This window comes from Streptomyces sp. NPDC088400, assembly GCF_044753355.1.
Taxonomy (GTDB): domain Bacteria; phylum Actinomycetota; class Actinomycetes; order Streptomycetales; family Streptomycetaceae; genus Streptomyces.
In genome coordinates this window covers 293,088-312,058 of record NZ_JBIVMZ010000008.1, presented here as the reverse complement: position 1 = coordinate 312,058, position 18,971 = coordinate 293,088, and the positions used below count along the sequence as shown (strand labels likewise).

The window sequence follows — 18,971 nt, the reverse complement described above, 5'->3', positions numbered from 1 at the left end:
ATCTGCGGCGCATGCGCGCAAGCGCCGACGTACGCGCCCCCTCCGCACGCCTCCGGCCTTCCATGCGCCCTCGATGCACTGCCGATGCCCGCCCGCGCGCCCCCGTCCGGCCCGAGCGCCCTCGGCCACACGCCCCGACCCGCCCGCAACGTGCCCCCGTACAGTCCGCCACGTGCCCCCGTACGGTCCGCTACGTGGGCGCCACGTGCCCCCGTCCGGCCCGTTACGCGCCTTCGACCGGTGTCTCCAGCTGCTGGATCTCGTCCGCGTGCTCGCCCGTCACCAGGTAGACGACCCGCTTGGCGACCGACACCGCGTGGTCCGCGAACCGCTCGTAGTAGCGGCCCAGCAGCGTCACATCCACCGCCGTCTCGATGCCGTGCTTCCAGCGGTCGTCCATCAGGTGCTGGAACAGCGTGCGGTGCAGCAGGTCCATCTCGTCGTCGTCCTGCTCCAGCTGGAGGGCCAGGTCGACGTCCTTGGTGATGATCACCTCGGCGGACTTCGCCATCAGGCGCTGCGCCAGCTGCCCCATCTCCAGCAGCGTCGCGTGCAGGTCGAGCGGCACGGGCGATTCCGGGAAGCGGAGCCGCGCCAGCTTGGCCACGTGCTGCGCCAGGTCTCCCGAACGCTCCAGATCGGCGCTCATCCGCAGTGAGGTGACCACGATCCGCAGATCGGTCGCGACCGGCTGCTGCCGTGCCAGCAGGGCGATGGCCCTGGCCTCCAGGTCGTGCTGGAGGTCGTCGACCTTCTCGTCGGCGGCGATCACGGTCTCGGCGAGCTTGAGATCCGCGTCGAGCATGGCGGTGGTGGCCCGCCCGATGGCGGAACCGACGAGCCGGGCCATCTCGACCAGGTCCTCGCCTATCGAGTCCAGTTCCTCGTGGTACGCGTCCCGCATAGGGTTTGTCCCTCTCTTGACGTTCCTGCGACGTTCCTGCCAGGGCCGGAGGCAGGGGCCGTGGACCCCCACGTTCCCACGTTCTGTCCGTTACGCGTCCGGCTCCTCCCTCCCAAGTGAACCGTCACTTTCTCCTCGGTGAACTCTGGGCGACGAGTGTTCGAGGAGACACCTCGACGGCTGGGAGAGTGTCGGTGGGCGCGCATAACCTGGCTGCATGGACGTGAACGCGGCAGTCGCCGCATTGGCAGCGATCGCCGGAGTGTGCACCGGCGTGATCGCCATGCTGGCGTTTCGCTGGAGCGAACGCGACCAGGCACGACCCACCCGCACCTCACTGCACACGGACGCCGTGCTGCCCCCGGGCGTCGACACGGTCCTCTCCGTGCTGCGCTCCTCGGCGGTCGTGCTCGACGAGAGCGACTCCGTCGTCAAGGCCAGCTCCGCCGCGTACGCGCTGGGCCTGGTCAGGGGCGGCAAGCTCGCCGTCGAGCCGATGCTGCACATGGCGCGCGACACCCGTCGCGATGGTGAGATACGGCAGGTGGAGCTGGATCTCCCCCGGCGCGGTACGGGCCGGGGCGAGGCCCTCGCGGTCTCCGCGCGGGTCGCCCCCCTCGGGTCCCGCCTCGTCCTGCTCCTGGTCGAGGACCTCACCGAGGCCCGCCGTATCGAAGCGGTACGGCGCGACTTCGTGGCGAATGTCAGCCACGAGCTCAAGACCCCCACCGGTGCGCTCTCCCTGCTCTCCGAGGCCGTCATGGACGCCTCGGACGACCCCGAGGCGGTCACCCGCTTCGCCGGCCGGATGCAGATCGAGGCGACCCGGCTGACCAATCTCGTACAGGAGCTCATCGACCTCTCCCGGGTGCAGAACGACGACCCGCTGGAGGACTCGGAGTCCGTACGGGTGGACGAACTGGTCGACGAGGCCATCGACCGGTCCCGGCAGCCCGCGTCCAACAAACAGATCACCATGGCCGCGGGCGGCACCGCCGACCTGCGCCTGTGGGGCAATCGCGGCCAGCTCGCCGCGGCCCTCGGTAATCTCGTGGAGAACGCCGTCAACTACTCACCGGCCCGCACGCGCGTCGGCATCGCCGCGCGCCGGGTCTCCGCAAGCGGCGGGGACCTGATCGAGATAGCCGTGACCGACCAGGGCATAGGTATCTCCGAGAAGGACCGGGAGCGTGTCTTCGAGCGGTTCTACCGCGTCGATCCGGCCCGCTCCCGGGCCACCGGCGGTACGGGGCTCGGCCTCGCCATCGTCAAGCATGTGGCCGCCTCGCACGGCGGGGAGGTCACCGTATGGAGCTCAGAGGGCCAGGGCTCCACCTTCACCCTGCGGCTGCCCGAAGCGGGCGCCGCGCGGGATCGCACACCTACGGGCCCGGACGAAGACGACCGCTCCCTCTACACCCCCGATACCGCCACCGATGCCAGCAACGAGCTGGATCCCCCGACCGTGATTCCTTCCCCGGAGGTCCTTCCGTGACCCGAGTGCTCGTCGTCGAGGATGAGGAATCCTTCAGCGACGCCCTGTCCTACATGCTCCGCAAGGAGGGCTTCGAGGTCGCGATCGCGACCACTGGCCCCGAGGGGCTCGACGAGTTCGAACGCAACGGCGCCGACCTCGTCCTCCTCGACCTGATGCTGCCCGGCCTGCCGGGCACCGAGGTCTGCCGCCAGCTGCGCGGCAGGTCCAATGTCCCGGTGATCATGGTCACCGCCAAGGACAGCGAGATCGACAAGGTCGTCGGCCTGGAGATAGGAGCCGACGACTACGTGACCAAGCCCTTCTCCTCGCGCGAGCTGGTCGCCCGCATCCGCGCGGTGCTGCGCCGCCGAGGTGAGCCCGAGGAGGTCACTCCGGCCGCCCTGGAGGCGGGTCCGGTCCGGATGGATGTGGACCGCCATGTCGTCACGGTCTCCGGCGGCAAGGTCGACCTGCCGCTCAAGGAGTTCGACCTGCTGGAGATGCTGCTGCGCAACGCGGGCCGGGTGCTGACCCGGATGCAGCTGATCGACCGGGTCTGGGGCGCGGACTACGTGGGCGACACCAAGACTCTCGATGTCCACGTCAAGCGGCTGCGCGCCAAGATCGAGCCGGACCCGGGGGCGCCGCGCTACCTGGTGACGGTGCGAGGCCTCGGCTACAAGTTCGAGCCGTAAACCGGTGGTTTCCTGACCCACTCGGACAGCCCCGGTCACCAAGACCGGCTTCCCGGGCCCGCGCGGACTCCTGAGGGTCCGCTCCGGCCCGTATGCGTGCGCCCTGAGCGCCCGCGCGCGTGACGTGCCTGTACGTACGGCTGTGGCGCCCCACCCTGACCCGGGTGGGGCGCCACAGCCGTATCTGTACGTGTCGTGCCGGCCTGTACGTGCCGTGCCGACCTGCGCCTCAGCGGCCTCAGTCGTCCGTCTCGTGCGAGGCCGACGCGGAGTCCGACGGGTTCGCGGTGTCGGACGGGTTCGCGGTGTCCGACGGATTCGCCGTGTCGGGCGCGCCGGCCGCGCCGGACCCGTTCCCCGACGGCTTGCCCGTGGAGGATCCGGAGACGGTCGCGGAGGGCGACTTCGAGGGCGATGCCGGCAGGCTGCTCGGGCCGACGCCCTTGAAGTAGCTGTTCGAGGGATAGACGAAGGCGCGCAGGCCCACCTCGCCGGTCTCACTGAACGTGAACACGACCTCTTGCGCGTCGCCGTTCTTCGCGGCCTCGTTGCCCTTGTCGATCACGGCGGAGGCATTGCCCGCGCCACCGAGCTGGACCGAACCGCCGGCCGGCACGGTGACCGGGCCGGAGCCCTTGGCCGGCGAGAGCTTCACCGTGGCGCTGGTGCCCGGCAGCTTGATCGAGTCGAGGGTCTGCGCGCTCTTGCCGTTGTTGAAGAACGTGCCGGTGACGACCGCGGGACCCGCCGCGTCGGCCTCGGGCTGGGTGACCACCGTCGCGTTCTGGATGGTGATCACGTCCACGGAGGTGGCGGCGCTGTCCGGCTTGACGCCGAGCGTCTGCGCGTTGTTGCCGGCGCCGCACGCGGTGAGCGAGGCAAGCGAGAACACGAGGGCAGAAGCGGCGAGGACGCCGCGTCGAAGGCTGCGGCTCACGGCGGCGGCAACTCCTAGGACGTTCGGACGAGGGGACTGAGCACGAGCGAAGATCAAAGCGAAGAACTAGCTCTGGGCGGACGGAGATCTGTCAGCGGCTTCAGGTTACCGAGCCGCCCCCGGCGCCCCGCACCCGACCCGCCTCCGACCCCCTCCATGCCTGTCCCGGCCCGCTCCATGCCTGTCCCGGGGCGGCGGACTGCGCAATCTGCGGCGGCGGGCCGTCCCTCTCCGCGCTCCCGGCTCGCGCCCTGGAACCGATCGGCTCGACCGGTTCCAGGCTGATCCCAGGCCGCTCCCGCTGTTTCACCCCCGCTCACCGGCTCTGTTTCGCACGCCGTTCACAAAACACGGGTGATCAATTCCTTCGGCCGCCACACATTCCTTACGAATACCGTCCCGGGAGCCGTGGTGATCAAATTCAGAATCCCTCGCACTTCCGCTGTACTTCCGTCTCACCTTCCATCCGTTTCCATCCGTACGAGTGATCGACATCCGAACGGAGTAGAGGAAGTTCGACTCCCCGAACCCGGCAAAACGGGACGTTCGTCCCCTTCGGAGGACGTTCTGTGCCGGGTAACGTGCGCGTTTCGGTGTGCCCGCACAGCCGGTCCGACCTGCGAATACCCTCTTCCGGAAGCCGCTCGCAGCACGTTCCTGTTGCTGTTGTCAAGCCCCGAGATGCGCCCTGACCTGCGAAAACGCCATTCAGAAGAAGCCATTCTCGTGTTACCCTGGATAGCCACGGAAGGGGTACCTGTCACATGACGTTCAAGGTTGGCGACACCGTGGTCTATCCCCATCACGGGGCCGCGCTGATCGAGGCCATCGAAACTCGCCAGATCAAAGGCGTGGACAAGACCTACTTGGTGCTCAAGGTCGCCCAGGGCGACTTGACGGTGCGTGTGCCGGCGGACAATGCGGAGTTCGTCGGAGTGCGCGATGTGGTCGGTCAGGACGGGCTGGACCGGGTCTTCGAGGTGCTCAGGGCGCCGTACGCAGAAGAGCCGACGAACTGGTCCCGTCGCTACAAGGCAAATCTCGAGAAACTCGCCTCCGGCGACGTCATCAAGGTCGCTGAAGTAGTGCGCGACCTGTGGCGCCGGGAGCGCGAGCGCGGACTCTCCGCAGGTGAGAAGCGCATGCTCGCCAAGGCGCGGCAGATTCTTGTCAGCGAGCTGGCTCTCGCGGAGAACACGAATGAAGACAAGGCCGAGGCTCTGCTCGACGAGGTCCTCGCGTCCTGAATCATGACGCTGCCGGTTCCATCTCCATCCAGCAGCAGCGCATGCCGAATAACGCAGTGAATGCCGTGGTGCCCGCTGACCAGCAATGACGGAAGAGCTGAGTCGCCGGGCGCTGCGGCATGTCCGTACACACGCATCCCGTCCGGCATGCGTGGTCCCGCAGCGGTCATTCCTGACCCCCTCGCTCCGACATCTCTCGTACGAACGGGCACCTTCCCCAAGGTCCTGTGCGTACACATTCATCTGTCGTGATTTTCGGGGTCATGCCCCGAGTCCCGGGAGCAGTACCAGATGTGCCGGGACCGGGGAGCCGGGGCGGCCCGTCTCGACCGTGTCACGGAAGGGTCCGGTCAAGGCGTCGCGCCCGGCACGCTGTGGCCATACCCATGTCGGCCGAGGAAACAAACCTGCCGGAGTGCAACCGATGTCTGACGAAGCCCGCCCCCACCGCACCGCCGCGGTGATCCCCGCAGCAGGCCGGGGGGTACGGCTCGGCCCGGGAGCCCCCAAGGCGCTCCGCGTGCTGGGCGGCACACCGATGCTGATCCACGCCGTCCGCGCGATGGCCGCTTCCCGCGCCGTCTCGCTCGTCGTCGTGGTCGCCCCGCCCGACGGCGCCCCCGAGGTGAAACACCTCCTCAACGAACACCCGCTGCCCGAGAGCACCGACTACCTCGTCGTGCCCGGCGGCGAGACCCGCCAGGAGTCCGTACGGCGCGGTCTCGACGCCCTTCCCGACGGCATCACCACCGTCCTCGTCCACGACGCGGCCCGGCCGCTCGTGCCCGTCGACACCGTGGACGCCGTGGTCGAAGCCGTACGGGACGGCGCGCCGGCCGTGGTGCCCGCGCTGCCGCTCTCGGACACCGTCAAGCAGGTCGAGCCCGGCGAGAAGGGCGAGCCGGAGCCGGTCGTCGCCACCCCCGACCGGGCCCTGCTGCGCGCCGTACAGACTCCGCAGGGCTTCGACCGCGAAACGCTCCACCGCGCGCACCGGACCGTGGCATCGGTCGGAGAGGGGGCGACGGACTGCGCGGGTATGGTCGAGCGGCTCGGCGCGCCCGTGGTGGTCGTGCCCGGCCACGAGGAGGCGTTCAAGGTGACCAGGCCGCTGGATCTCGTGCTGGCCGAGGCGGTTCTCGCCCGGAGGAGGGCCAACGATGGCTTCTGAGGCTTCCGGCCACCCGCCGACCGCGCCCGTAGCCGCCTTCGCGCGGTTGCCGCAGGTCGGTATCGGCACCGACATCCACGCGTTCGAGGAGGGCCGCGAGCTGTGGTGCGCGGGTCTGCTCTGGGAGGGCGAGGGGCCCGGTCTGGCCGGGCACTCCGACGCGGACGTCGTCGCGCACGCGGCCTGCAACGCGCTGTTCTCGGCCGCCGGCCTCGGCGACCTCGGCGCGCACTTCGGGACCGGGCGCCCCGAATGGTCCGGAGCGCCCGGCATCACCCTCCTTACGGAGGCGGCCAGGATCGTCCGGGACGCGGGCTTCGCGATCGGCAATGTCGCCGTGCAGGTCGTCGGCGCGCGACCGAAGATCGGCAAGCGCCGGGAGGAGGCGCAGAAGGTCCTCTCCGAGGCCGTCGGCGCTCCCGTCTCGGTCTCCGCCGCCACCTCCGACGGACTTGGCTTCACGGGCCGGGGCGAGGGGCTGGCCGCGATCGCCACGGCGCTGGTGATTCGTACCGACTGACTGACTGGGCGGCCGGGCGGCCGGCCGCATCACGTAGGCCGGCCGGTCCCCGGCGGGCGGGCCGGCCGGTGCATAGCGACCGGCCCGCGCGAAATACCTGTCGCGGGGCGTGGGTTGAGGGAATATCGGCGAGTATCCGTTATCCGTACGGCCGCGATCCGCAGGTCCACGCCCCAGGTATCAGGAAGGCAGCCATGACAGCCGCGCTCTCCGAGCAGCTCAAGGAAGTCCTCGACGGAACCGTCTTCGTCACCATCGCCACCATCCAGCCCGACGGCAGCCCGCAGGTCTCGCCGGTGTGGGCGAAGCGCGACGGCGACGACGTGCTGATCTCGACCACGGTCGGCCGGCGCAAGGAGCGGAACCTGCGGCGGGACCCCCGGGTGACCGTCGTCGTACAGCCCGCCGACGCGCCGTACACCTACGCGGAGATCCGCGGCGCCGCGACCCTCACCACCGAGGGCGGCCAGGACCTGATCGACGAACTGTCGCTCAAGTACACCGGCAAGCCGTACGCGGAGTTCAACCCGGCCTCGGGTCAGGACGACGAGCGTGTGGTCGTCCGGATCACGCCGCGCAAGGTCGTCGGCAGCCTCTGACCGGGATGGCGGACGAGGCCCACCGGAGCTCGCGAGCGGCTTGCGAGAGGCTGCTGATCATTCGCGATCGACTCGCGATCGACTCGCGATCAGCCGGCGAGTGGCTCGGGACGAGTCGGCGATCGGTTCGCGATCGGTTGCGATCGGCTCGTGATGAGTTCGATGGGTCCGAAATGATGACAGATGACATGACCAGGTGGTCATAAATGTCACGCTTCTGTGTCCCCGTGGCCCAAAGGGTCGCGGGGCACTGCTCAAAGCGGACTACCCTTGTCGGGTGACTATTCGGCTGTACGACACCGGTGCCCGGCAGATCCGTGACTTCACCCCGCTCACGCCGGGCTGTGTCTCGATCTACCTTTGTGGCGCCACCGTGCAGGCCGCTCCGCACATCGGGCACATCCGGTCGGGGCTGAACTTCGACATCATGCGCCGCTGGTTCGAGTACCGCGGCTATGACGTGACGTTCATCCGGAACGTCACGGACATCGACGACAAGATCATTGTCAAGTCGGCCGAGCAGGGCCGCCCGTGGTGGGCCATCGGGTACGAGAACGAGCGCGCCTTCAACGCGGGCTACGACGTCCTCGGCTGCCTGCCGCCCACATACGAGCCGCGCGCGACCGGGCACATCACCGAGATGATCGAGATGATGCGCGGTCTGATCGAGCGCGGTCACGCCTACGAGGCCGACGGCAACGTCTACTTCGACGTCCGCTCCTTCCCGGGCTATCTGGAGCTCTCCAACCAGGACCTGGACGATCTGCGCCAGCCGTCCGGCGAGGGCGAGACCGGTAAGCGCGACCAGCGGGACTTCGCGATGTGGAAGGCCGCCAAGCCCGGCGAGCCGAGCTGGGAGACCCCGTGGGGACGCGGCCGTCCCGGCTGGCACCTGGAGTGCTCCGCGATGGCCCACAAGTACCTGGGCACCGTCTTCGACATCCACGGCGGTGGACTCGACCTGATCTTCCCGCACCACGAGAACGAGATCGCGCAGGCCAAGGCGTACGGCGACGAGTTCGCCAAGTACTGGGTGCACAACGCCTGGGTCACCATGAGCGGCGAGAAGATGTCCAAGTCGCTCGGCAACTCGGTGCTGGTCTCCGAGATGGTCAAGCACTGGCGCCCCATCGTGCTCCGTTACTACCTCGGCACGCCGCACTACCGCTCGATGATCGAGTACAGCGAGGAGTCTCTGCGCGAGGCCGAGTCCGCCTTCGCGCGCATCGAGGGCTTCGTCCAGCGCGTCGTGGAGAAGGCCGGGGGAGTGGTCGCCGCGGCCGGCGAGGTGCCGCCCGCCTTCGCCGAGGCCCTGGACGACGATCTGGGTGTGCCGGGGGCCCTCGCGATCGTCCACACCACCGTCCGGCAGGGCAATTCCGCGCTGGCCGCCGACGACAAGGAAGCGGCCGTGGCCCGGCTCGCGGAGGTACGGGCCATGCTCGGCGTCCTCGGCCTGGACCCGCTCGACCCGCAGTGGGCCGGCGAGAGCGACCGCGGTGACGATCTGCACGGCGTCGTGGACACCCTCGTACGGCTGGTGCTCGACCAGCGCCAGGCGGCGCGCAGCCGCAAGGACTGGGCCACCGCGGACGCGATCCGGGACCAGCTCCAGCAGAGCGGACTCGTCATCGAGGACAGCCCGAGCGGCCCGCGCTGGACCCTCGGCCCGCGCTGAGAGGTGCCGGTGCGGTCCCCGCGGTAGCTGCCGAAGGCCGCGCTGACCTCGCCCGTTGTGCCGTCCGGTCCTCGGGGCGGCACACTGGGGGGCTGTCTTCCGTACGCTGTTACCCACGTGGACTCCGCGTACGGCTCGTACGCACATCCGAGTACCACTCCGAAGTACGACGAAGCACCACCCCGAAGCACGACGAAGCACGACACTGAAGTTCTGAAGCAACGAAACAGGTAGGTCATGGCCGGGAACAGCCAGCGCAGGAACCGCCGCACGTCCAACAAGAAGGGCGCGCAGATCGGTAGCGGTGGCAAGCGACGCCGCGGACTCGAGGGCAAGGGCCCGACGCCGCCCGCGTCCGCGCGCAAGGGCCATGTCCAGAACCGCGCGGCCAACGCGAAAGCCAAGCAGACCGCCGCCCGGCGCCAGATCGCCCGCCGTGGCGGCAAGGGCACCAGCGAGATGGTCGTCGGCCGTAACCCGGTCTTCGAGGCGCTGCGCGACGGCGTACCGGCGTCGACGCTCTACGTCCAGCAGTTCATCGACAACGACGAGCGGGTCCGCGAGGCGCTCCAGCTCGCGGCCGACCGCGGCGGCATCCACCTGATGGAGGCGCCCAAGCCCGAGCTGGACCGGATGACGAACGGCCTGAACCACCAGGGCCTCGTCCTCCAGGTCCCGCCGTACGAGTACGCGCACCCCGACGATCTCGCCGCCGCCGCGTTCGACGACGGTGAGGACCCGCTGATCGTCGCGCTCGACGGGGTCACCGACCCGCGCAACCTCGGCGCGGTCGTCCGCTCCGTCTCCGCCTTCGGCGGTCACGGCGTCGTCGTGCCGGAGCGGCGTGCCGCCGGGATGACCGCCGGTGCCTGGAAGTCCTCGGCCGGCGCGGCGGCCCGTACCCCGGTCGCCCGCTGCACCAACCTCACCCGCACCCTGGAGGCCTACCGCAAGGCCGGTGTCGTCGTGGTCGGGCTCGCGGCGGACGGCGAGGCCGAGGTCGGTGACCTCGCAGCGCTCGGCGGTCCCGTCGTGATCGTGGTCGGCAGCGAGGGCAAGGGCCTGTCCCGGCTGGTCGGCGAGACGTGCGACTTCCGCGTACGGATCCCGATGCCGGGCGGCGCCGAGTCGCTGAACGCGGGCGTCGCGGCCGGTGTGGTGCTGTACGAGGCGTCCCGCCGCCGCGCCTGATTCTCCGAGGGAGGGGACAGGCCGTGTGGCCTGTCCGCGCGGGGTTCACGGACGGCTCCGCAAGGCGTTCCTGGACCGTTCCGTAAGGCGATCTTGACGGGTCTCGGACATCCCGTACGTCAAGGCAGTGTCCTAAACACAAGTCACTCGGTTAGATGAGTGTGGACACCAGAACGCCCCGGCCCGGGTTCGACGACCAGCCCCCGCTGAGCATGCTCAAGGTGGACTGCGATCCCGCGCAGGTCATCGTGAACCACGCCAGCTTCCGGGTGAAGCTCGCGGCGCCCCAGCGCCCCAGACCCGGGCGCGCGGCGCCCGGGACAGGGCGTATTCCCACGGTGAGTGCCGACGGCGGTGGGGCGGGCCGCCGCCGGGCGCCCGTCGTCTGGAGCGGGAAGTCGGAGCCGGGCGACCCCGGAGCGAGCGGCCTCCTCCAGGCGGTACGGAACTCCCCCCAGATCCCGGCGGGCGGCGCCCACCGCGACGCGTCGGCGAGGGAGTACGAGGCCGGTGCCACCCAGGTCATCCCGCGGATCGGCGTTGACGGCGAGACCACGATGCCGACGCCCGTCGTCGGCGGTGCGGGCATCGGCCGACAGGGCGGCCCCGGCGGTTCGGGCAGGCTCGGCGGACCCGGCACCCGTACGACCCCGCTGCTGCCGCCGATGCGCAAGGCCGTCGGCGCCTACGACACCTCCCACGACACGGCGTACGAGTCGGACCACGACGCGTACGACGGGCCCGAGCAGGAGCCGTACGACCTCGACTCCGACCCGGACGGCCCGCCCCGCGCCCAGCGGCACGGCGCCGACGCCGTCCGGCACGCCTACTACCCCGGCCGCCGGATGAACCTCGGCGTGGTGCTCCTCCCGCTCCGCGTCTTCCTCGGCTTCATCTCCATCTACGCGGGCATGGGCAAGCTCTGCGACCCCGTCTACTTCGACGGTGGCGAGCGCGGGTCCATGGTCAAGTGGCTCAGCTCGCTGCACCCGTGGGCCCTCGCGGAGCCCCTGAGGGACTTCGCGCTCTCCCACCCGGTCGGCGCGGGCCTCAGCGTCGCGTTCCTCCAGATCGTGGCCGGCGTACTGACCGTCCTCGGCCTCTGGCAGCGCGTCGCCGCGTGCTTCGGCACGCTCCTGTCGGCGGCGCTGCTCCTCACCGTCAGCTGGCGGACCGTACCGGCGTACGACGCGCCGGACATCATCTACCTGGCCGCCTGGTCCCCGCTGATCATCGCGGGCGCCCCCGTCTACTCCGTGGACGGACGGCTCGCGGGCGAGGCCTGGCGCAAGCTCGGGCCGCGCTCGGAGATCTGGGACCTGCGGCGCCGCGTGCTGCGCCGTGGCGCGGTCCTCGCGACCGTCGTCATCGGGCTCACGCTGCTGGTCGGCTCGGTGCTGGGCGGGGCCGTACGGTCCTCCGACATGGTGACCGTGCCCGGCCCCAACGTCGATCCGGTCAACCAGCTGCCCGGTGTTCCGCTGCCCCAGCGGCCCGGCCGCGGTGGCAGCAGCGCGTCCGGCTCGCCCGACAGCGGCGGCGGCACGGGCGACAAGCGGTCCGAGCCGTCCGCGACCCGGTCGGGCAGCCCCGCCGCCCAGCAGCCGACGCCCGGTGCCGGTACGGTCCGCGAGACCGGCGGCGCCGCCGGTACCGGCCAGACGCGACAGCAGCAGCCGAGCCAGACCCAGGGCACGGTCCAGCAGCCCCCGCAGACGGCCGAGCAGGCCCCGCCACCACCCAGCAGCCAGGGACCGTCCTCCACGGGCGGTACGGGCGACGGAAGCGGCGGAGGCGGCGGCAGCGACGACTCCGGATCCGACACCGGCGGCTCGTCCTCGGGCGGGAGCGGCGCCCGTAACCCCATCGGCGGCCTGCTGGGCTGACGCGTACGGGACGTAGGAGGGGCGGCCACCCGGTCACGGTGGCCGCCCCTCCTACGTGCGTCTTCGAAGTGCGTCGGGTTCGTACGGTGTCTCCGGAACACGCACGCGTTACCGGGGCACGTACGACGTCAGTGCGCCGCGTACAACGTCATTGAGCCGCGTACGACGTCACCAAGGCACTTATGGCGTTACCGGGGCACCGTACGACGTCAGTTGGCCCCGCCGGCCAGCTCCTTGGCCGCCTCCGTGAGGTCCTTCGCGGTGTCGATGGCGCGCCAGTACGCCCCGTTCGGCAACGGGTAGCCCGCCAGGCTGCGTTCGCGCGCCAGCCGGGGGAACGTGGTCCGCTCGTGGTCGCCGCGGTCCGGCAGCAGGGCGACGAAGGCCGCGGAGAACACGTACACGCCCGCGTTGATCAGATACGGCGACGGGGGCGACTCGATGAAGTCGAGAACATGCCCGAACTCGTCCGTCTCGACGGCCCCCCACGGAATCCGGGGCCGGGCGAGAGCGAGTGTGGCGGTCGCGTCGCGCTCCGCGTGGAAGGCGGCCATGTCGCGCAGTGAGAAGCGCGTCCAGATGTCGCCGTTGGTCGCGTACCAGGGCTGCCCGGCGTCGGGCAGGTGGGCGGCGGCGTACTTGAGGCCTCCGCCGCGTCCCAGCGGCTCGGGCTCCACCACGGTGGTGACACGCAGCGGAAGGTCGGCCGAGTCCAGCCATTCCTGGAGGACTTCGGCGAGATGCCCGCACGAGACGACGGCGTCGGTCACGCCCTCGGCGGCGAGCCAGGCAAGCTGATGGCCGATGATCGGGGTCCCCGTTCCAGGGATCTCGACCATCGGCTTGGGACGGTCATCGGTGTACGGGCGCAGCCGCGACCCCTGGCCGCCCGCGAGGATCACGGCCTGCGTCGGATACGTATGCATGCCGTGAACGATAGGCGGGGCGGTCAGGGAGGCGGCGGTCAGCTCCCCGCGGTCTGCTGGGAGACCCCGAACGCGAACGAGGTGTCACACACGGGACGGGAGAAGGACTGCGCGCGCGTGGGGCCGTAGGTCTCCACGGCTGTACGGCCGAGGGCCCGCGCGATCGCGATGCAGTGCTTGGCGAGCGACGGGCGCTCTTCGACCTCGCGCTGCAGGTGGGTCAGGGCGATCCCCGGATCCTTCTCCTGGAGCTCCCGGAGCAGCTTGTCGCGCAGAACGTCCTGGGGGGCACGGGATTTGGCCCGGACCGACGCGGTGTCCGAGGATGCGGTCAGGACCTGCGCCGTTGTGTTGCTGGTCGACCACGGAACACGGGCGACCGCGAGGGTCCCGGAGAGCACCAGGACGACGGGCAGTACGAGAGCGAGAGTTCGGCCGATACGGCGGGCTGTGTGGGTCACGCAGGCGAGCGTAGCGGTCAGTGATGATATGGCGACATTTAGTCACTCGCTTGAGTGATGGTTCGATAGGTTTTTTCGAATGGGCTGTTGACGCGACTGGTCCGAAATGGCCTGTGTGCCGGGGTATTTGGCGTGGGACGCGTACGGCCCCGCACCGGAGTGCGGGGCCGCGCGGAGGAATTCGGCCCGACGCGCGGTGCGGGCGCGTCAGCCGGGGCCGTATTCCGTGTCGTGTCGTACGGACGAGGTCGGCCCGATGAGCGGGCCGACTTCGTCAGTCGGTCAGGCGCTCGCCGGTCGAGGTCGAGAAGACGTGCGTCTCGCCCGCGCGCGGCACGACGTGCAACTGGGCGCCCTTCTCGGGCACGGCACGGCCGTTGACGCGGACCACGAGGTCCTTCTTCTCGCTGCCGAGGTCGGCGGTGCCGTAGACGTAACCGTCGGCGCCCAGTTCCTCGACCACGTTGACGGTGACGGCCAGACCGGCCGGCGCGTCCTTGGAGAGCGCACCGGCGGTGCCGCCCTCCTCCGCGATGTCGAAGTGCTCGGGGCGGACGCCGACCGTGACGGTCTTGTCGCCCTTCTCGGACGCGGCGGCGAGCGCCTCGCGCGAGACCGGCACGACGCTGTTGCCGAACTTCACACCGCCGTCGGTGATCGGCACCTCGACCAGGTTCATGGCGGGGGAGCCGATGAAGCCGGCGACGAAGAGGTTGTTCGGCCTGTCGTACATGTTGCGCGGTGAGTCCACCTGCTGGAGCAGCCCGTCCTTGAGGACCGCCACCCGGTCGCCCATGGTCATGGCCTCGACCTGGTCGTGGGTCACGTAGACGGTGGTGATGCCGAGGCGCCGCTGGAGCGAGGCGATCTGCGTACGGGTGGAGACACGGAGCTTGGCGTCGAGGTTCGACAGCGGCTCGTCCATGAGGAACACCTGCGGCTCACGCACAATGGCGCGCCCCATCGCGACACGCTGCCGCTGACCACCGGAGAGAGCCTTCGGCTTGCGGTCCAGGTACTCGGTGAGGTCGAGGATCTTCGCGGCCTCTTCGACCTTCGTACGGATCTCCGCCTTGTTCACACCGGCGATCTTGAGCGCGAAGCCCATGTTGTCGGCGACGGACATGTGCGGGTACAGCGCGTAGTTCTGGAACACCATGGCGATGTCCCGGTCCTTCGGCGGCAGGTGCGTGACATCGCGCTCACCGATACGGATGGAGCCGCCGTTGACGTCCTCGAGACCCGCGAGCATGCGCAGGGAGGTCGACTTGCCGCAGCCGGACGGACCGACGAGGACGAGGAACTCGCCGTCCTCGATCTCGATCTCCAGCTGGTCCACCGCGGGCTTCGTGGAGCCGGGGTAGACGCGGGTTGCCTTGTCGAACGAGACAGTTGCCATGGTGATGTGTCCCCTCACCGGCAGGAACGTGCCGGACGATCCGAGTAAAGGAATGGGTCCCCCGCCGGAGAGCGGGAGATGTCTAGTCCACCTGGATGGACTGTGAGGTGACACTAGCCTCGCGACGTGTGATCTGTCAGTAGGTGGTGCGCGACGAAAATCCTGGCAGGGACGGTGATCCAGGGCGTGGTCCGGGCTGTGACCCAGGCCGTCGTCCAAGCCGTCGTCCAAGCCGTCGTCCAGGTCGTCGTCCAGGTCGTCGTCCAAGCCCTCGTCCAAGCCCTCGTCCAGGTCGTCGTCCAAGCCGTGATCCCGGGCCGTGATCCGAGGCAATGATCCGGGGCGGTTACACTGCTCGGGCATGCCTCCTTAGCTCAGTTGGCCAGAGCAACGCACTTGTAATGCGTAGGTCGTCGGTTCGAATCCGACAGGGGGCTCCGCGAAAAGCCAGGTCAGAGAGTGTCTGACCTGGCTTTTTCTGTTCACCGGATGCGGCGGGGCCTTGCGCGGGCCGTACGGCTGACGGTGGTCTCGGCCGGCTGAGGAAGGAGCGTGCGAATGACGACGAGGCCGCAGTACGCCTCCTCTGCGGCATCGACGTACTAGGTGGACAACGCGGACGGCGACGCGGCCCACCCCGGACGGAACCTGGTGGCGGCAGGCCGATCTCTACGCGGTGGCCCGCTCGATCCATTCGCGGTGGGCCGTCAGATCGGTGTAGATGCCGGGACCGGTGGCACACTTCGGATCGGCGTCGCCGTCGCGGCTGGTCGCCCCCATCAGTTCCCACCGCCCGGGACGGCCCTTGATCAGCGGCCCGCCGGAGTCGAGGATGCAGGCCTGCGCGTTCTTGGTGGGGCTGTCGGTGCACAACTCGTTGTCCGCGTTGTAGTTCTCGCTGCACCGGCCGTCGGGGACGATCCTGGTGTCCAATTCCTGCAGACGGATCGGGGGTTGCGGACACTCGCTGCCGTCCTCGCAGGTCATTCCCCAGCCGAGGATCCGGGTGTCGGTGCCCGTCGGCGCGGATTCAGCGGCCAGTTTGATGGGCTTCGCGTCCACGGGGTGGTCGAGCTTCATGACGGCCACGTCGTTGCGGAACGGCTCGTAGGAGAAGCCCGAGTGCGTGACGATCCTGGTGACCTTCGCTGCGGCTCCCTTCGTACGATCGTGGTCGCCGACCCGTACGGAAAGCTGCTCGGGCTTGACGTTCACCGTGCAGTGCCCGGCGGTCACGATCCAGTCCGGTTTGATCAGAGAGGCTCCGCAGTAGTGGTGGCCGTCCTTCTGCACGCTCACCATGAACGGGTACGGCGAGGTGGCGTCGTGTCCCCCGATGATCGCTGATGCCGGCGGTGCCACGGCCATGGTGAGCGTGATCGCCCCTGCCATCGCGCACAATGCCGCCTTGCCGCGCTTGATCATCTGTCCTCCTGTGTCTCGTCGGAAATCTGGTCGGAAACCCCGTCACCCGCGGAGCTCACGAGCGGTGCCGGAACGGAACCGGCTTGGGAAAGCCCCGTGCTCCCGTCCGCCACGGAGACCGCTCGGCCCCGGCCGGACCCGACGCCGTCCATCGTGTTCCGGTCGGCGTCCTCGGGGCGTCACCCTCTCCGCCCGGTGTGGACTTGCCCGAAAGACGTACGGCACACCGGCCGGCTCGTGCTGCGGGATGACCGTGAGGTGAGGGGGGCCGCCGACGACGCGGACGCCGCCGCCCCGCGCTACGGCCTGACAGGAATGCGGGAATGCGGGAATGCGGGAATGGGGGGATGCGGGGATGCGGGCAGGCAGATCACTGCGTGCCGGGCGTACCGGGGACGGCGGATACCGTGTACGGGCGCGATGTTGCCCGTACACGGACAAAGGAGGTGGCGTGAGTGACCGTCAAGGTAGTCCTCCTCGACGACGAGAAGTTGGTGCGCAAGGGCATCCGGATGATCCTCCAGGCCGAGCCGGACATCCAAGTGGTCGCCGACGGCGATGACGGCTCGGTGGCAGTGGACCTGGTGGCCGAGCACCGTCCGGACGTGGTGCTCACCGACATCCAGATGCCCCGCGTCGGCGGCCTGGAGGTCGCCCGGCGGCTCGCCGCGCTGCCCGATTCTCCCGCCGTCGCGGTGCTCACCACCTTCGACGTCGACGAATACGTCTACGCCGCACTCCAGCACGGTGCGTCGGGGTTCCTGCTCAAGGACACCTCGCCCCGCGAGTTGGCCGACGCGGTACGGGTCCTCGCGCGCGGCGAGGCGATGCTCTCACCGCGCATCACCACCAAGCTGCTGGCCACCTTCGCCGCGGGCGCGGTCGCCCCGCAGGCGCGATCGCGGATGGCGGAGCTGACCGCCCGTGAGCGCGAGGTCGCCGTGGCGGTCGCCCAGGGCCACAGCAACTCCGAGATCGCCACCTACTTGTTCGTGAGCCAGTCCACGGTCAAGGTCCATCTCAGCCGGATCATGACCAAGCTCGACGCCGCCAACCGCACCCAGGTCGCGCTCATCACCCACGATGCCGGGCTGACCTGAACGTCCGGCTCGTCGGCAGAAGGCCACTGTCCCCGGCGGCGTCACGCTCCGGTTGCGGCCGCTCCGGGCATGGACGTGGGCAGCGCGGCGTCGATCCGGAAGCCGCCGTCACCGGTGGGCCCGGACTCGATGGTGCCTCCGGCCAGGCGGACCCGCTCCGTCAGACCGATCAGCCCGTGTCCTCCGCTGGGCAGCAGAGGCTCACCGTCGGCAGCCTGCTCGGCGGGCCTCTCGGGCGGGCCGTTGACGACTCCGACGCGCACGGCCCGCGGGCCGAACAGGAGTTGAATCCGCGTCGTGGCGCCGGGTGCGTGCTTGTGCACGTTGGTCAGAGCCTCCTGCACGATCCGGTGTGCGGCACGCTCGACCGGATCTGCCAGCGGTTGCGGCGTGCCCTCGACGAGTACGGTGACGGGCAGCCCGGCGGTCCGGGAGCCGTCTGCCAGCTCGGCGATCCTGCCAACGGCCGTTCCGGGGACGGGCCGCCGCTCGGCCGGCGCGGCAGGATCGTGCGCCGCGGCCCCTGACGCATCCTTCGTGGTGTCGCTTCCCGCGGGTGTCCGCGGCTCTCCGGCCCCGGTGTCCGAGTCACCGGCCGGGCGCCGCCCGCTGCGAAAGCCGAGACCTGGAGAACCTTGGCGAGCAGTCCGGCGGCGAGTACCAGTTCGGGCGCCCGGCGCCGTACGAGCAGTGGCAGCGCGCTCACCGCGGCGATCAGCGGATTCGCCCAGGAGGCGGCCGGTCCCATGTAGGGGTTCTGGAGACTGATCCACACCGCGAGCAGCAACGCGACGACCATCAGCACCAGGTCCGCGGCGCGCGCCGACAGCAGGGGCGGGCGTGGCTCGGGCCGCGTCACGAGTCTCTGAGCCGTGCCCTCGTCGTCGCCGGGCAGGAACGCCAAGCCATGCAGCGTGTTTCCGAGCTGGCGAGTACGACTGGTGGTTCTCATCCGGTGAGGATAGAAGGCGGCACCGGACCGGAAATCCGGTGGAGGCCCGTCGTGCTGCCCGCCACCGTCCAGTGCAACAGCCCATGTGCTGCGACGACACCAGGTCCTGTTTCCCGGATCACTGCGGGACCGCGACGCCCGGCATGGCACCTCGCCGCGTTGTCGAATCCCCGACCGGCATGCCGATCCTGTGGGCCCTCGCGAACCCGAAGATGGACGAGCGCGAAGTGCTTCAGGTGGCCGGATGCCGTTCTCGACCAGGGTGGGCGGCGAGGGCGCGCCGGGCAGTGCCGGCACCGCGCCCGGGGCTTGCTGGTCGGGGACCGGACTACCGGCACTCCGTGATTACCTGAGTGGTAATCGACACCCTCCGCGGGGCCCGTCATGGTGATTCCGGCAGGTG

The 18,971-nt window shown here is 69.8% G+C and carries 19 protein-coding genes and 1 tRNA gene; 12 read left to right on the top strand and 8 right to left on the bottom strand.

Annotated elements, in window-relative coordinates; genetic code table 11:
• Positions 1–223 precede the first annotated feature (223 nt).
• Complete coding sequence (gene phoU, locus ACIQD6_RS22005) at positions 224–904, bottom strand: phosphate signaling complex protein PhoU (RefSeq protein ID WP_401884792.1); 681 nt, start codon at positions 902–904, stop codon at positions 224–226.
• Between the two features lie 217 nt (positions 905–1,121).
• On the opposite strand from phoU, the gene ACIQD6_RS22000 reads away from it, so the two are divergent.
• Positions 1,122–2,399 carry a sensor histidine kinase gene (locus ACIQD6_RS22000; RefSeq protein WP_401884791.1) on the top strand — a complete coding sequence of 426 codons (1,278 nt, stop codon included), beginning with the start codon at positions 1,122–1,124 and terminating at the stop codon, positions 2,397–2,399.
• On the top strand, positions 2,396–3,076 hold the full coding sequence (locus ACIQD6_RS21995; protein WP_142217884.1) for a response regulator transcription factor: 681 nt from the start codon (positions 2,396–2,398) through the stop codon (positions 3,074–3,076). Before ACIQD6_RS22000 ends, ACIQD6_RS21995 begins: the two co-directional genes overlap by 4 nt.
• Positions 3,077–3,314: 238 nt before the next feature.
• Here ACIQD6_RS21995 and ACIQD6_RS21990 read toward each other — a convergent pair whose 3' ends face one another.
• Positions 3,315–4,013 carry a DUF461 domain-containing protein gene (locus ACIQD6_RS21990; protein ID WP_401884789.1) on the bottom strand — a complete coding sequence of 233 codons (699 nt, stop codon included), beginning with the start codon at positions 4,011–4,013 and terminating at the stop codon, positions 3,315–3,317.
• A gap of 764 nt (positions 4,014–4,777) precedes the next feature.
• On the opposite strand from ACIQD6_RS21990, the gene ACIQD6_RS21985 reads away from it, so the two are divergent.
• From ACIQD6_RS21985 to ACIQD6_RS21955, 7 genes are all read left to right on the top strand, one after another.
• The gene (locus ACIQD6_RS21985; RefSeq protein ID WP_003953493.1) at positions 4,778–5,260 is read left to right on the top strand and encodes a CarD family transcriptional regulator; all 483 of its coding nucleotides are present in this window, start codon (positions 4,778–4,780) and stop codon (positions 5,258–5,260) included.
• Positions 5,261–5,684: 424 nt separating this feature from the next.
• The gene (gene ispD / locus ACIQD6_RS21980; protein WP_401884788.1) at positions 5,685–6,431 is read left to right on the top strand and encodes a 2-C-methyl-D-erythritol 4-phosphate cytidylyltransferase; all 747 of its coding nucleotides are present in this window, start codon (positions 5,685–5,687) and stop codon (positions 6,429–6,431) included.
• On the top strand, positions 6,421–6,951 hold the full coding sequence (gene ispF, locus ACIQD6_RS21975) for a 2-C-methyl-D-erythritol 2,4-cyclodiphosphate synthase (protein WP_401884787.1): 531 nt from the start codon (positions 6,421–6,423) through the stop codon (positions 6,949–6,951). The genes ispD and ispF overlap by 11 nt, the downstream gene beginning before the upstream one ends.
• A gap of 194 nt (positions 6,952–7,145) precedes the next feature.
• Entirely contained in the window at positions 7,146–7,550 is a 405-nt protein-coding gene (locus tag ACIQD6_RS21970) for a PPOX class F420-dependent oxidoreductase (RefSeq protein WP_401884785.1), read from the top strand.
• A 277-nt stretch (positions 7,551–7,827) separates the two neighbouring features.
• Entirely contained in the window at positions 7,828–9,228 is a 1,401-nt protein-coding gene (cysS, locus tag ACIQD6_RS21965) for a cysteine--tRNA ligase (RefSeq protein ID WP_401884784.1), read from the top strand.
• A gap of 237 nt (positions 9,229–9,465) precedes the next feature.
• Entirely contained in the window at positions 9,466–10,419 is a 954-nt protein-coding gene (rlmB, locus tag ACIQD6_RS21960; protein ID WP_401884783.1) for a 23S rRNA (guanosine(2251)-2'-O)-methyltransferase RlmB, read from the top strand.
• Positions 10,420–10,574: 155 nt separating this feature from the next.
• On the top strand, positions 10,575–12,305 hold the full coding sequence (locus ACIQD6_RS21955) for a DoxX family protein (RefSeq protein WP_401884782.1): 1,731 nt from the start codon (positions 10,575–10,577) through the stop codon (positions 12,303–12,305).
• A gap of 209 nt (positions 12,306–12,514) precedes the next feature.
• Here ACIQD6_RS21955 and ACIQD6_RS21950 read toward each other — a convergent pair whose 3' ends face one another.
• The 3 genes from ACIQD6_RS21950 to ACIQD6_RS21940 all read right to left on the bottom strand — a co-directional run bounded on the left by ACIQD6_RS21950 (position 12,515) and on the right by ACIQD6_RS21940 (position 15,091).
• The gene (locus ACIQD6_RS21950) at positions 12,515–13,231 is read right to left on the bottom strand and encodes an NDP-sugar synthase (protein ID WP_401884781.1); all 717 of its coding nucleotides are present in this window, start codon (positions 13,229–13,231) and stop codon (positions 12,515–12,517) included.
• 38 nt (positions 13,232–13,269) lie between these two features.
• Positions 13,270–13,692, bottom strand: coding sequence for a hypothetical protein (locus tag ACIQD6_RS21945; RefSeq protein WP_401884780.1), 423 nt, complete (start codon positions 13,690–13,692; stop codon positions 13,270–13,272).
• 274 nt (positions 13,693–13,966) lie between these two features.
• The gene (locus ACIQD6_RS21940; protein WP_401884779.1) at positions 13,967–15,091 is read right to left on the bottom strand and encodes an ABC transporter ATP-binding protein; all 1,125 of its coding nucleotides are present in this window, start codon (positions 15,089–15,091) and stop codon (positions 13,967–13,969) included.
• Between the two features lie 186 nt (positions 15,092–15,277).
• Here ACIQD6_RS21940 and ACIQD6_RS21935 point away from each other — a divergent pair, with 186 nt between their 5' ends.
• The gene (locus ACIQD6_RS21935; RefSeq protein WP_401884778.1) at positions 15,278–15,427 is read left to right on the top strand and encodes a hypothetical protein; all 150 of its coding nucleotides are present in this window, start codon (positions 15,278–15,280) and stop codon (positions 15,425–15,427) included.
• Positions 15,428–15,454: 27 nt separating this feature from the next.
• Positions 15,455–15,528, top strand: a tRNA-Thr gene (locus ACIQD6_RS21930).
• A gap of 232 nt (positions 15,529–15,760) precedes the next feature.
• On the opposite strand, the gene ACIQD6_RS21925 is transcribed toward ACIQD6_RS21930, so the two are convergent.
• Complete coding sequence (locus ACIQD6_RS21925; protein WP_401884776.1) at positions 15,761–16,516, bottom strand: S1 family peptidase; 756 nt, start codon at positions 16,514–16,516, stop codon at positions 15,761–15,763.
• 455 nt (positions 16,517–16,971) lie between these two features.
• Between ACIQD6_RS21925 and ACIQD6_RS21920 the strand changes: the two genes are divergently transcribed.
• A complete protein-coding gene (locus tag ACIQD6_RS21920) occupies positions 16,972–17,616 on the top strand; it encodes a response regulator (RefSeq protein WP_401884775.1) in 645 nt (214 codons plus the stop codon).
• 41 nt (positions 17,617–17,657) lie between these two features.
• Here ACIQD6_RS21920 and ACIQD6_RS21915 read toward each other — a convergent pair whose 3' ends face one another.
• The gene (locus ACIQD6_RS21915) at positions 17,658–17,939 is read right to left on the bottom strand and encodes a hypothetical protein (RefSeq protein WP_401884774.1); all 282 of its coding nucleotides are present in this window, start codon (positions 17,937–17,939) and stop codon (positions 17,658–17,660) included.
• Between the two features lie 5 nt (positions 17,940–17,944).
• Entirely contained in the window at positions 17,945–18,568 is a 624-nt protein-coding gene (locus tag ACIQD6_RS21910) for a hypothetical protein (RefSeq protein ID WP_401884773.1), read from the bottom strand.
• Positions 18,569–18,971: the final 403 nt, after the last annotated feature.